Annotated in this window: 12 protein-coding genes, 2 tRNA genes and 1 other RNA gene; 7 read left to right on the forward strand and 8 right to left on the reverse strand. The window is 54.9% G+C overall.

The window, feature by feature from the left end:
• Window positions 1–17 precede the first annotated feature (17 nt).
• The 4 genes from WC184_05180 to ccrA form a co-directional block, all read right to left on the reverse strand.
• A complete protein-coding gene (locus WC184_05180; GenBank protein ID MFA7477271.1) occupies window positions 18–881 on the reverse strand; it encodes a phospholipid scramblase-related protein in 864 nt (287 codons plus the stop codon).
• Between the two features lie 77 nt (window positions 882–958).
• Entirely contained in the window at window positions 959–2,227 is a 1,269-nt protein-coding gene (locus tag WC184_05185; GenBank protein ID MFA7477272.1) for a hypothetical protein, read from the reverse strand.
• A gap of 98 nt (window positions 2,228–2,325) precedes the next feature.
• Window positions 2,326–2,736, reverse strand: a complete 411-nt coding sequence (mce, locus tag WC184_05190) for a methylmalonyl-CoA epimerase (GenBank protein ID MFA7477273.1) — start codon at window positions 2,734–2,736, stop codon at window positions 2,326–2,328.
• A gap of 26 nt (window positions 2,737–2,762) precedes the next feature.
• Entirely contained in the window at window positions 2,763–4,103 is a 1,341-nt protein-coding gene (gene ccrA / locus WC184_05195) for a crotonyl-CoA carboxylase/reductase (protein ID MFA7477274.1), read from the reverse strand.
• Between the two features lie 148 nt (window positions 4,104–4,251).
• Between ccrA and WC184_05200 the strand changes: the two genes are divergently transcribed.
• The gene (locus tag WC184_05200; protein ID MFA7477275.1) at window positions 4,252–5,436 is read left to right on the forward strand and encodes an acetyl-CoA C-acetyltransferase; all 1,185 of its coding nucleotides are present in this window, start codon (window positions 4,252–4,254) and stop codon (window positions 5,434–5,436) included.
• 324 nt (window positions 5,437–5,760) lie between these two features.
• Here the strand turns inward: WC184_05200 and recR are convergent, their stop codons facing one another.
• The 4 genes from recR to ffs form a co-directional block, all read right to left on the reverse strand.
• On the reverse strand, window positions 5,761–6,360 hold the full coding sequence (gene recR / locus WC184_05205; protein MFA7477276.1) for a recombination mediator RecR: 600 nt from the start codon (window positions 6,358–6,360) through the stop codon (window positions 5,761–5,763).
• Between the two features lie 7 nt (window positions 6,361–6,367).
• Entirely contained in the window at window positions 6,368–6,709 is a 342-nt protein-coding gene (locus WC184_05210) for a YbaB/EbfC family nucleoid-associated protein (GenBank protein ID MFA7477277.1), read from the reverse strand.
• 94 nt (window positions 6,710–6,803) lie between these two features.
• Complete coding sequence (gene dnaX / locus WC184_05215) at window positions 6,804–8,603, reverse strand: DNA polymerase III subunit gamma/tau (protein ID MFA7477278.1); 1,800 nt, start codon at window positions 8,601–8,603, stop codon at window positions 6,804–6,806.
• 54 nt (window positions 8,604–8,657) lie between these two features.
• An RNA gene (gene ffs / locus WC184_05220) (signal recognition particle sRNA small type) lies at window positions 8,658–8,756 on the reverse strand.
• 67 nt (window positions 8,757–8,823) lie between these two features.
• On the opposite strand from ffs, the gene WC184_05225 reads away from it, so the two are divergent.
• The 6 genes from WC184_05225 (at window position 8,824) to WC184_05250 (ending at window position 12,934) form a co-directional block, all read left to right on the forward strand.
• Window positions 8,824–8,911: transfer RNA gene (locus WC184_05225), tRNA-Ser, on the forward strand.
• 84 nt (window positions 8,912–8,995) lie between these two features.
• Window positions 8,996–9,454 carry a tRNA adenosine(34) deaminase TadA gene (tadA, locus tag WC184_05230; protein MFA7477279.1) on the forward strand — a complete coding sequence of 153 codons (459 nt, stop codon included), beginning with the start codon at window positions 8,996–8,998 and terminating at the stop codon, window positions 9,452–9,454.
• 34 nt (window positions 9,455–9,488) lie between these two features.
• A tRNA-Ser gene (locus WC184_05235) sits at window positions 9,489–9,575 on the forward strand.
• 277 nt (window positions 9,576–9,852) lie between these two features.
• Window positions 9,853–10,824: a site-specific DNA-methyltransferase gene (locus WC184_05240; GenBank protein ID MFA7477280.1), complete on the forward strand. Its 972-nt coding sequence runs from the start codon at window positions 9,853–9,855 to the stop codon at window positions 10,822–10,824.
• The gene (locus WC184_05245) at window positions 10,808–11,575 is read left to right on the forward strand and encodes a hypothetical protein (GenBank protein MFA7477281.1); all 768 of its coding nucleotides are present in this window, start codon (window positions 10,808–10,810) and stop codon (window positions 11,573–11,575) included. The genes WC184_05240 and WC184_05245 overlap by 17 nt, the downstream gene beginning before the upstream one ends.
• 147 nt (window positions 11,576–11,722) lie before the next feature.
• Window positions 11,723–12,934, forward strand: coding sequence for a serine hydrolase domain-containing protein (locus WC184_05250; GenBank protein MFA7477282.1), 1,212 nt, complete (start codon window positions 11,723–11,725; stop codon window positions 12,932–12,934).
• Window positions 12,935–13,023 lie beyond the last annotated feature (89 nt).

Consider the following 13,023-nt stretch of genomic DNA (forward strand, 5'->3'; position numbering starts at 1 on the left):
GGCGGTGAAGCATTCCGCTAGAGAATGCTGCGGCGTTCTTCGGGGTGCAAAGCGGTGTCGATGCAGACACCAGAGGCCACCACCAAGAGTCGAAGCGGATCTTCTAAGGGACGGTGCATAACAACTACGTAGCTGTCGGTTCCTGTTTTGAACACTTGGCGCAAGCCTTCGAAAGCTTTGGTTATCTTGCCGATCTCGGCGCCCGATTCGTCATGAATGGTGAACTCGTGGGAGCCCCAATCTTGACCCTTAATTCTGCCAATCTTGCGACCGTCAACTTCAAGGGTGAAGTCGATAGAGCCGTAGGTATTCTTCTGTTTCACCACACCAATGAGATTGTCAGCAGCGTCGCTGATCTCGATTTTCGACTTCATCCAGTTGGCGGGACGAACCAGTTTTAACATCACATTGTCGTCGGCATCTAACACTTCAAATTGCTGTTTGAGATGTTTGTCAAAGTTGGTTAGAGCCCGAAAAACTTGTTTCGCTTGGCTTTGACCTACTTCACGAACCGACCCTAAACGCACCCCGTCGTGGCCTTCTACGTTGTAGTTCGACGAGGTTGACAGCATGCCCGAACCTTGTTGTTTAACCACCAAAACCGGTTCGGTGAAGAGGTGCCCTGTGCCGGTCCACTGAGGTCGGCTATCGGTGAAGTTGGCAGCGTTGGCACCGTCCATGATGTAGTCCTTGAGACCACTCGCTACAACGTAATCTTTCACCCCACCGGTGACGCTAGGGTTGGCGCCAAAGGGGTCAACCAAGGTTTCGCCTTTGGTCGAAATATGTTCAGTCCATTTTGCGCCATCGTAATAGCGCAGCTCAGCCCGAAGAAACGGGTCGGGATACCAGTTGGCGGCGTAGGTTTCTTCGTCGGCCATCACAACTCCTTCAACTAATGCTCACCGTGCAACAGGTTTGGAACAACCGTGCTACATGCTTAGCGCGAAGCGGGTAGCTATTTCGACCATGGCACCACACAGGCCCATATTTCCAACAGGTCACTACCCACTCCGCCCTCACCGTCGGGGGCTGGACGCAAATAGGTGTCTCGGTCGAACCGGACTCGACACTGAATGTCTCTAATTAGAGGTCCCGTCAAGATTTCCGGGGCGAAATGTCCGCTGGTCGCGGCGTTCGGCTGGTCGGGGTTGGCCAAGTTCAAATTCACCGCGCCTAAAAGCAGCTGCGCGACTAGAAGCACCGTAAAGGCGGCACGACCCCAATTTTCGATGAGGGCAGCCATCATCACTACAAACACAAACGCTGGAATTAAATGGGACAGCTTCCACGGATAGCGAATAAAAAGAAGCTGAACTGCCACCACGGCCAGAAATGCCATGCGGAAGACTGGCTGGTGCTGCCAACTGGTGCGCAATCGGGGCCAGCGCCGCAGGAGCGTCCAAAGCATGAGCCCCACCACCACCGGACCGTAAAAATACCAGCTCTTAACGGCTGCTCGTCCAAGGTGCGAGAACAGACTGGCGGCTTCCACGTTCGATTTCAAGAAACCAAACCCCAAAGTGGTGAATGGCGGCAAAAAGACAAGGGTCGTTAACACCACCGCTAAAGCCGTGCTTCGCAACAGCCAGACTTGGGGGCCTCGTTCCGTGCCGAGCGTCGCCCTAGGTGAACGCGACTTAGTCGTCTCAGGCTGGTCGCTGGTCGTCGCGGCACTGTCGTCACTTGGATTACCCTCATTGTCGCTTAGATAAAGAGGGTCGACGCCATCTGGATATATATCACCACGGTTGGTTCTCAACCACCAGAGCTCTCCAAGAACTAAGGCCGCTACTAGAAATGCCCCGGACGCTCGAATTCCGATCGAGATGGCATAGAGCAAAGCCATGCTTAGGTGTCGACGTCGCTGCGCTACTAATCCCCAGGCCAAAGCGGCTAACGCCCACACGAAATCAACCATGGATGTGCCAGCCACCCATATGAAAGGGTTGAGCAAAATTGCTAGGCCAAACCAAGCAGCACCCCGCGCCACGGCTGGCCGTTCTTGTGCGACTAGCACGGCCACCGCTAACGCCAAGCTAAGGGCTGCAAGCCCCGAGCCAACATTCACTGCCACTGCACCACCAAGGCTATGCAACACACCACTGACGGCTTCAAAGACCGGCGAACCTGGCACTCGGGAAACCTGGTAATGCCCATCTAATATGGCTTGTCCTGATTGGTAGACGCTACGAACGTCTAAGTCTGTGCCGGGCCCCAGGAACATGAGAGGCACGTACCCAAACGCGAAGAGCGCCGCCCCCAAATAGATGGGGCGGCGATCTAAGCCAGCAATTACTTGCTTTATGGGTTTGAAGTGGGTGTTTATTCTTGAACCAGCTCGATTAGCGTGCCGAAGGCTGTTTTCGGATGCACGAAGGCCACCGTGGTACCCCGAGAACCGGGGCGAGGCGCTTCGTCAATTACGCGGCCTCCTTGGTCTTTAACGGCCTGAAGTGCCGCGGCGCAGTCGTCCACTCGATATCCAATGTGGTGGAGACCTTCACCTTTCTTGGCCAGATATTTGGCGACCGGTGAATCATCGGTGGTTGGGGTGAGAAGCTGGATGTAGCTTTCGGCCACCTTGAGTAAGGCCTCTTCCACCCCGTCTGATTCCACTACTTCACGATGATCAACGGTGGCACCGAAGGTGTCTTGATAGTAGCTGATCGCTGCTTCCAAGTCGTTTACGGCAATTGCCACATGGTCAATTTCGGTTAACAGCAACTCGCTCATAACAATTGGTCTCCGTTTCGGCCTGCCTATACGCCCGCTCGGCGGAAGAGGGTGATCTTGTCTTCACCGACTCGTTCCCGCATCTCGGGATCTTCAATTCCTTGGCCTTCTTCCTCGGCCAGACACAACACACCAATCTTACCTTCGTGCAGGTTGTGGTGCATTTGGTAGGTGGCTTCGCCCACGTTTTCAAGGGTGTGAACCGCTGAGAGAATTGGCTGCACACGACCTTGGCGAATGAGCTCGTTCGCCTGCCAGGCTTCGTGATAGTTGGCGAAGTGGGAACCGATGATGCGCTTGAGGCGCATCCACAGGTGACGGTTGTCGAATTCCAGCATGTAACCACTGGTGGCAGCGCAGGTGACGATGGAACCACCACGACGGGCTACATATACCGAAGCTCCGAAGGTTTGACGGCCGGGGTGCTCGAACACCACGTCCACATCGCGACCAATCATGTCACGAATGTCAGAACCTAAACGACGCCATTCAGCCGGGTCTTGGGTGGTTTCATCTTTCCAGAACTTGTAACCAGCAGCTTTGCGGTCGATTACGTGCTCAACACCCATTTGGCGCAAAAGATCAGCTTTTTCAGGGGAGGAAACGACCGCTACCGGTGTCGCTCCACCGTTTAGGCAATACTGAACCGCATAACCGCCCAGACCACCCGAGGCACCCCAAATGAGTACCGCTTCGCCTTGTTTGATTTGGTACGAGTTTGGCGAAAGCAGCATGCGGTAGCTGGTCGAGTTCACCAAAGCGTTGCAGGCCGCTTCTTCCCAAGAAAGATGATCGGGTTTCGGCATTAGCTGGTTGGCACGCACCAAAGCCATGTCGGCTAGACCGCCAAAGTTGGTCTCATAACCCCAAATCACCTGGTTAGAGGCCATCATGGCATCGTCGTGAGCGGCTGGGTCTTGGTCATCAATGTAGTTGCAGTGCACTACTACTCGGTCGCCCGGCTTCCAAGCGCGTACCGCCGAACCAACCCGCACTACCACACCGGCAGCATCCGAACCGATGACGTGATGATCGATGGCATGGCGCTTCGCCCATTCGCTTTGGCGGCCCAAACGATCAAGGGCGCCAAAAGTGGAGACCGGTTCAAAAATTGAGGACCAGACGGTGTTGAAGTTGATGGCACTGGCCATAACGGCCACGACCACCTCGTCGGGAGCTAGCTCGGGCGTGGGGACATCACCAACGTGAATAGACCGTCGTGGATCTTTCTCATTGGATGGCAAACCTTCGAAAATCTGCTGTTCAGAACGTAACAGGTGAGCAGCACGGTAAGACTCGGGTAGCGGAATCGCGGCAAGTTCCTCACCGGAAGCTCCGTTATTTATAGCCTCGCGAAATTGATCCATAGACCCGAAAGCTAGCCGCGCCTAGAACCTTTTCTCCATGTCAGCATAAAAGATTGATGCTATTAGCGGGCCAAGGTGGCCCAATTGGAAAGGTTCTCTCTATGCTGGGACAACCATTGGATCGCACATCTTTCTGGGGAGGCCCACCATGGCCGGTTCCGTAATCCTACATGGCGCTCGTACGCCTATCGGCAAGCTTTCAGGCGGACTCGCTTCGTTCGCTGCCACCCAACTTGGTGGTTTCGCCATTAAGGCCGCCCTTGAGCGCGCCGGCGTCAAGCCTGAGCAGGTCGATTACGTTTTCATGGGGCAAGTGCTCCAAGCTGGGGCAGGCCAAATTACCGCTCGACAGGCCGCTGTTAATGGCGGTATCGACATGGGCGTGCCTGCTACCACCATTAATAAGGTGTGCCTCTCAGGTTTGAACTCGATCTTTTTGGCCGACCAAATGATCCAGTCAGGCGAAGCCGACATTGTGGTGGCTGGCGGTATGGAGTCGATGACCAATGCTCCCTACTTGCTCCCAGGGGCTCGCTCTGGCTACCGCATCGGCGACCAAACCGTGGTCGATTCGATGATGTACGACGGTTTGTTCTGCGCTTTTGATCAGTGCGCAATGGGCGCTGGCACCGAGAAGTATGCGGCTTCGGCAGGTTTGGGCCGTGAAGAGCAAGACGATCTGTCAGCTAAGTCGCACCAACGTGCAGCTGCGGCTCAGAAGAACGGCCTGTTTGAAGGCGAAATCGTGCCAGTCGAGGTTCCACAGCGTCGAGGCGATGCCATTGTGGTAAGCGACGACGAAGGTGTTCGTGGCGACACCACCGTCGAATCGCTTTCCAAGCTGCGCCCGGCTTTCGACTCCGCAGGTAACATCACTGCTGGTAACGCCTCCCAAATTTCAGACGGCGCTTCCGCCGTTGTTATGACCAGCAAGGCCATGGCTGAGAAGCTAGGCATTACACCCTTGGGCGAGCTAGTGAGCTACGGCCAGGTAGCAGGTCCCGACGCTTCCTTGCTGACCCAGCCAGCAGCAGCCATTAAACAAGCTTTGGGCAAGGCGAATTTGTCGGTTGGCGACATCGACCTTTTCGAGCTGAATGAAGCCTTCGCCGCTGTTGGCGTGGCTTCCATGCGCGACTTGGGCATAACCGATGAAATCACCAACGTGAACGGTGGTGCGGTTGCCCTTGGTCACCCCGTTGGCATGTCGGGTAACCGTTTGGCATTGCATATTCTCCTTGAACTGCACCGCCGTGGCGGTGGCACCGGTGCCGTGGCCCTTTGCGGTGGTGGCGGTCAAGGCGACGGCGCCATCCTACGAACCATTTCGTAAACTATTTGTAATATTTCTGTAACAGTTGTAATGTAAAGGTGTCGGTCAAGGGAGCTAACGCTTACTTGGCAGATATTGGTACCGCCCCTATTGCTTGGCATCCCGCCCGCGCCCAGGCAATTGGGGCGGCACTATTTTTACCGGTGCTTTGTACTAGAATGCAGCCTTGGCATGCTTCGCAATAAGCAAGCTGCTGCACCGAACTCGCTTAGTTCAAGCCGATGTACTGGTAAAACGCGCCGGCGCAGCAACAAGAGGCTGGCTGGCTCACAACCACAGCCTCTGGCCACACATGCCTAGACAACGCCACCAAATAGTGGACGCTTAGATCGCTCGACGACCTTCTAAGGCTCGACCCAAGGTCAATTCGTCGGCGTATTCAAGGTCGCCACCCACCGGCAGCCCACTCGCAATCTTTGTAACATTCACCCCGAGTGGAGCAATCAGGCGACCCAAATACATGGCCGTAGCTTCACCCTCGATGTTGGGGTTAGTGCATAAGATAACTTCGGTTACTTCTTCCGGGTTTAGCCGAGCCAGAAGCTCTTTGATCTTTAGCTGGTCGGGCCCAACCCCTTCGATCGGACTGATCGCCCCATGCAGCACGTGGTAACGGCCACGATATTCACGGGTTCGTTCAATGGCCACGATGTCGCGGGGGTCTTCCACCACACAGATCAGGTGCGGATCACGTTTTGGATCAAGACAGATTTCGCACAGCTCGCCTTCGGCCATGTTGAAACAGCGTTGACAAAACGAGACCTTTTCTTTAGCCGAAACAATCGAGTCGGCTAAACGCAGCGCATCGACTTTGGGTGCTCGCAACAAATAGAAAGCAATACGTTGGGCTGATTTTGGACCGATCCCAGGGAGCCGGCCTAACTCGTCGATCAATTCCTGTACAGCGCCAGAATAAACGGCCAACTGAACCTCAGCCTTGTCCTAACATTCCGCCGAGCCCACCCAAGTCGCCCAGCGCACCAAGGTCGAGGCCACCAATCGCGCCCTGCTGCATTTCACCAATCTGGGCCATCGCATCGCCTAGGGCCGCCAGCACCAGGTCTTCAAGCATGGAGGGGTCTTCCGGGTCGATCACTTCAGGGTCAATGTGAACAGAACGAAATTCTAGGTGCCCATTTACGGAAATTTTCACCGCTCCACCACCGGCGCTGCCTTCTACCACGGCGGCCGCTGCTTGGGCTTGGGCGGCCATCAGCTGCTGTTGCATTTGTTGAGCTTGGGCCAGTAGGTCGCCTAGTGATGGTTCGCTCATTGGGTCTCCTTGGGGGAATTCGTGAACTTGGGTCTGGCCTTGAACGAAATAACCACGCTATCGGGCCTGGCGCGCTCATGTTGGAGTGAGACATTCATGTTTGACCACCGGTATCAACAACGGTAGTTCCGGGAAACATTTCGGTGATGCGTTCGATGGTGCTGGCCGCGACATCGGCTTCTGGAAGTTCAGAAACATCACCCAGATCAGCCAGCTCTTCCTCATAATTGCGCTCTGGCTCAGTGGCAGCTTGTCTAGGGACAACTACTTCGCTACTAGCGCCCTGAACCACCAACTTGAGCGGAACGGGCACCCCAAAATGGGCTTGCAAGGCCGCTTCCACCTCACCGCGAAGTTCTTCGCAACGATCCCGATGGATCATATTCGGCAAGGCGTAGTGAGCTTCGCTATCAACAGCAATGAACTCACCGGCACCGTAACGGGCCCGAGTCCGGTTGCCCAGACCAGGCAAGATCGTTGAACGCCAGGCCGATTCAAGGGCTTCAAGCTTTGGCAGCGCCCCGCTATTTGATGCTGTAGCTGTAGCCCCAGAAGTGGTAGTCGTAGCGGCCTTTGGCGGTTCGGGCTTGGTTTCGGCCTTGGCCTGTTCGACATCTGCTGAAACCTTCGCCGGAGCGGATGGTACCTCGGGTGCAGCCGAAGCCTGGGACGGAACCGAAGACTGGGCCGAGGCGGATGGTACCTCGGGTGGAGGTTGCGCCGAGACACTTGGGCTTGGGCGGGGTGGCACCGAAGGAGGTGGCGCGGTTGGCGCAGCACCAGCCTCACCGGCGGAAGCAACTTGGCGTTCCAGCTTGGCTACCCGTTCCACCAAGGCCGCCAACGAAGTATCGATAGCCGGTTGTGTAAGACGTACCACGGCCACTTCCAGGGGAATGCGAGGGTCGCCCACAAAACGCATTTCAGCAATGGCAGCCCCAATAAGTTCGAGCGCTCTAGTGATGGTTGCTCGGCCCAACCGTTGAGCTTGATCGTTGGCTTTAGCCACGTCGGCTTCGGTCAGGTTCACTAGCGGAGCTCGCACTGATGCCAAGAAAACATTTCGTAGCTGGCTCAGCAAGTCTTCGGCCAACGGACGGGGCTCACGGCCAAGGTTTAGCGCCTCGTTAAGGGCTACCAAGGCGGCGGCGGTGTCTTCTTCGGCTAATGCATCAACAATCTGGTTGGCGGCATCACCCGAGGCTGGCACACCACCAGCTGCCACAATTTGTTCCAGCACCGAGAGCGTGTCGCGGGCCGAACCGCCGCCTTGGCGAAGGGCATACGCAATACCTTCTTCATCAACACCAAGTTCAGCGTCATTGATGATGTAGCGCACATGTTCTTCCAGCTCTTCAGCTGAAATAAGGCCAAATTCTAAGTGCTGGGTACGACTGCGAATGGTGGGCAGCACCTTATGGGGATCAGTCGTAGCCAAGATGAACACCACGTTTGACGGTGGTTCTTCCAACGTTTTCAACAAAGCATTCGAGGCCGCGGTGGTGAGCATATGCACTTCGTCGAGCACATAGACTTTGGTGCGCCCGGGGGAGGCAATTACGGTTCGGCTAATTAGGTCGCGAACGGCTTCCACACCATTGTTTGAAGCGGCGTCTAGCTCGTGGAGGTCGAAGGAATTGCCAGCCTCAATGGCTAAACACGAAGCGCACTCCCCACAAGGTTCGCCGTCGATTACGTTTTCGCAGTTAAGAGCTTTCGCCAAAATTCGTGCGGTTGACGTTTTGCCAGTGCCCCTAGGACCGCTAAATAAATAGGCGTGACCAACCCGGTTTTCACGCACCGCGTTTCGCAGCGCCCGCACCACGTGTTCCTGGCCGCGTAGCTCGCCAAATCGGCCCGAGCGGTAACGCCGATATAGAGACTGATACGACATGAGCCTGACTCTATCGGTAGGCGGCATTTAACCCAGAAACCCGGTTTCACAAGTGACGGCCAGACTTACTGCGGCACATTACAGGCTCCGCTGAGAGCTGCTGCCTTCCGGCCCTGACTCGGTTCACGGACTGTAATTGCACAGGGCCCGACCGCCACATGTCAGACCGGGTTAAATTAAAGGATAGCCGCTTTTATGGGTTAAGTTGTAACCCACACCTGGAGGGGTGCGAGAGCGGCCGAATCGGAACGCTTGGAAAGCGTTTGTAGGGCAACCTACCGTGGGTTCGAATCCCACCCCCTCCGCCAGAACGTTGGTTTATTGGCCTTTTGGGCCCCGGTCAACATGAAGCAACTGCCCACGATTCCCTGGTAGTTCAAAGCGAGGCACCAATGGCAATTTCGAACGAAGAAGCAATGCGTTTGGCCTTAGAGCAGGCCCGGCTAGCTGCGGAAGCCAACGATGTACCGATCGGCGCGGTGGTGCTTTATGACGGTGAGGTGGTGGCCGCCCGGCACAACGAGCGCGAAGCCGCTTCCGACCCCACTGCACATGCTGAAATTCTTGCTTTGCGCGATGCTGCGGCCGCGGTGGGCGATGGTTGGCGCCTAGTTAATGCCACCTTGGTGGTGACCTTAGAGCCGTGCCCCATGTGTGCCGGTGCTGCCTTGGCAGCCCGCGTAAGTGAAGTGGTTTACGGTGCGCCCGACCCGAAATCAGGGGCTTGCGGTTCGCTTTACAACCTAGGGTCCGACCCCCGGCTTAACCATGAAATGCGAATCACGCACGGGGTCTTGGGCGAAGAAAGCGCCGAGCTACTGCAAAACTTCTTTGCTACCCGTCGGGGCTAGCCAAAAGTTTGGCAATCCGACTAGCATCGTGAACGGAAGGTTGCCAGAGCGGACGAATGGGGCGGCCTCGAAAGCCGTTGTGGCCTCCGGGTCACCGTGGGTTCAAATCCCACACCTTCCGCTGAGTTTTTCATCACCTGGCGTAGGAAACCCTTGAACCAAATCGTTTAAGGGTTTTCTTCACGTTGGTTCACTTCGCGCCTTCGCTTTGCAATTGTTTGTCGCTGGTTCCGCCTGTCCTCGTAAACGGGCCTTGCCATGCTCTAGCTAAATATAATCTCATGGGAATCACCGCCTATTAGGGGTGAGCGCCCGAGACTGTCTTAGCAGTGGAGTAGCCTTATAAAAAGCTTCCCCGCCCATCCGCGCTTAGGTAGGCGAAGGAGATTTCTGTTCTAATGCCGAACCAACAAGCTCGTAATGGCACCGAGTCTGCCAACATTGCAGCCCCGCTATGCCAACCAAACCAAAGCACTAGTTATCTAAACAGCCCAACACCTGGCAGTGTCAAACATCTGCTTGACACTAAGCAGAATGTGGTGCTTGTGGGGAATGCTGAAGCGATGTTGCGTAGCCTTCCTTCTGGTTCCGCCCAAATGGCGGTTACATCACCTCCTTATTGGTCATTACGCGACTACCAAACTGATGGCCAAATTGGCCGCGATGAAAACTTAGATGAGTACCTTAAGTCTCTAGTTCGCATTTTTGATGAGGTCGGTCGGATACTAAGCAGCAACGGAACACTTTGGGTCAACATTGGGGACTCATACACCTCCGGCAATCGAACCTGGCGAGCCCCGGACCCGAAAAACTCAGCACGGGCGATGGCTATGCGCCCTCCCAACCCTGAAGGCACTAAGAATAAAGACCTCATTGGTATCCCTTGGCGCTTCGCTCTTGCCATGCAAGACGCAGGTTGGTACGTACGAAGCGACATCATCTGGTACAAACCAAATTGCCAACCAGAGTCAGTACGCGATCGGCCAACTCGTAGCCACGAGCACATCTTTTTATTTTCGAAAAACGAACGGTACTACTACGACGTAACCGCCGTTACCGGCCCCAACGGTCGTCGGCTGCGTGACGTGTGGGATATCAACACGGTCGGTTACCCGGGTGCCCACTTTGCAACGTTTCCCCCTGAGCTTGTACGTCGATGCATCGCACTTGGTTCACAACGCGACGATCTTGTACTCGACCCATTTCTAGGCTCAGGGACGACTGGCAAAATAGCTATCGACATGGGACGCCGATTCGCTGGTACCGAAGTTAACCCTGATTACATTCCGTTAATACGCGAACGTATCGCCAAGAATCCTCAATCCGCTGACCAAGCACTATTTACAATTACCCATGAAACAGCGGTCTGAGCTCCACAATAAATTAGACCGCTTGGGTGACGCCGAAGCCCTAGTGGTTGAACAAGTCATCGACGCTGAACTAACCGATATTGAGTCGAATTACTTGAATAGCTCGTGGCTTGTCACAGACACCTGGGCTGCAAGTTTTAGTGCCAGGCTGCGAGCTCATCACGCTTTGAACCCCGAGCCTATAGCTACATCGGCCTTCGAAGCTGCATTTAACGAAGCATGCCGTAACGCAGGGTTTGAGGTTGTCGCAACATCGTCCGCAACCCATCGGTTCTTCGACACAACGATAATTACGTCAGGCGGTCTTGTCCGACACGTCAGTTTGAAGTCGTCATCAGCAAGAGACATCAGAGAAGACCGTCTTCACATCTCGAAACTTACTGAAGCTGCGTGGATACAAGACACCCGAAGACAAAGGGACCGTCAACAATCTATCATCACTCTTTTCCAAGATTATCGTGCAGCTACTGACGCAATTGTCATGCTCAGAATGTTCCCGCTTCCGGAAGCTTACCGGTATCAACTAGTCGAGATTGATACGTCTCTATTTGACCATGTCGACCAACTATCCGTTACCCAGGCGCAACATGGAACGATTAATTTCCCAATTGGGAGAAATTCGCGAGACCGCGATTATGCCATCCGTATCGACAAAAGCGACGCCAAAATCACCGTCACCGGCGTCGATATTGAACGGTGTGTAATACACGGGGAATGGATAATCCCTAACCCTTCCGGAGTTAGTCGCTGATCCACAGCTCATCGGCACTGTTCGATCGTCAAGAAGTCTGGTCAAAGAAGTGAAAACTTATTCGTAGTCTGGGTCTGTGAACGTCGCTTGCGGTGGGTGGGCTGAAGTAGGCTCGGCCCAACTACGTAACTCCAGGGGGATTTGAGTATGGAAACCAATCCAAGCGCGGCCGGTTTGGACGAAAGTCGCCTTTCACGAATTCACGATCATCTCGAGCAGCAATACATTCAAGCGGGCCGTCTGGCTGGTGCCCAGGTTGCGATTGCCCGTAATGGGCACATTGGCTACTACACCGAAGTGGGTTTCGCCGACCGGGAACGGAACCGTCCGGTTGCAAAAGACACGATTTGGCGCATCTACTCCATGACCAAACCAATTATTGGCACTGCTCTCATGAGCCTTTATGAGAAAGGGCTCTTCCAGCTCACCGACCCGGTGAGTCGTTTCATACCCTCTTTCGCCAATCAGAAGGTACGAGAACCCCAACCCGACGGTTCGATGCGTTATGTGGAACCTCGCCGCCCGATGAACATGAGCGATGCCATGATGCACATGAGCGGGTTTGGCATCACCCTCATGGGCCTTCCAGAGATGCCTGGAGGGGAAGATCCCAAATACTTAGACCGCAAGATCACGCTAGAGGAATACTGTGATCGCTTAGGTGGTCGTCACCTCGACTACCACCCTGGGGAACATTGGGTTTATGGCATTTCTACTGACATTTGTGGTCGGCTAATCGAGGTGTTGTCGGGGCAACGTCTCGACCATTATCTACAAGAAACCATCTTCGACCCCCTAGGCATGGTCGACACCGGGTTTATGGTGAGCGACGACAAAATAGACCGTTTCTCGGCCACCTATCGCCGCAACCGCAACAAAGAGCTAGTGCTCATGGAAGACCCACAAACTAGCTCTTACCGCAAAGAGCCTCTGTTTCTCTCCGGCGGCGGTGGTTTGGTGTCAACAATGGGCGACTACCTCACCTTTACCCGCATGTTGGTCAACGGTGGTGAACTTAACGGAGTGCGAATCCTCGGACGCAAAACGGTTGATTTAATGACCATGAATCACCTGCCTGACGGTGCCGACATGACCAAGTTCGCCATTCCTGGTAGCTACGGCGAAGTAGGTTTTGAGGGTATGGGCTTTGGTTTCACCATGGCCGTTAGCAATGGCCCAGTCGAGACTGCTCAGATCGGCAACAAGGGTGACTTTATGTGGGGTGGTTACGCATCTACCACCTTCTGGTGCGACCCGACTGAAGACCTAACGGTAGTATTTATGACCCAGTTCATTCCTTCGGGAACGTTCAACTTCCGCGGCCAACTAAAGTCGCTCGTCTACCCCACCCTGTTGTAGTCATCTCGGCGCCACTAACGGCGCCGAACTAGAAATTCCTGGACCAACGATCGAATACGCCCGGCCACACCATTATTTGAGGCGAACGA

The sequence above is a fragment of the Acidimicrobiia bacterium genome, assembly GCA_041676705.1.
GTDB lineage: Bacteria > Actinomycetota > Acidimicrobiia > Acidimicrobiales > SKKL01 > Actinomarinicola.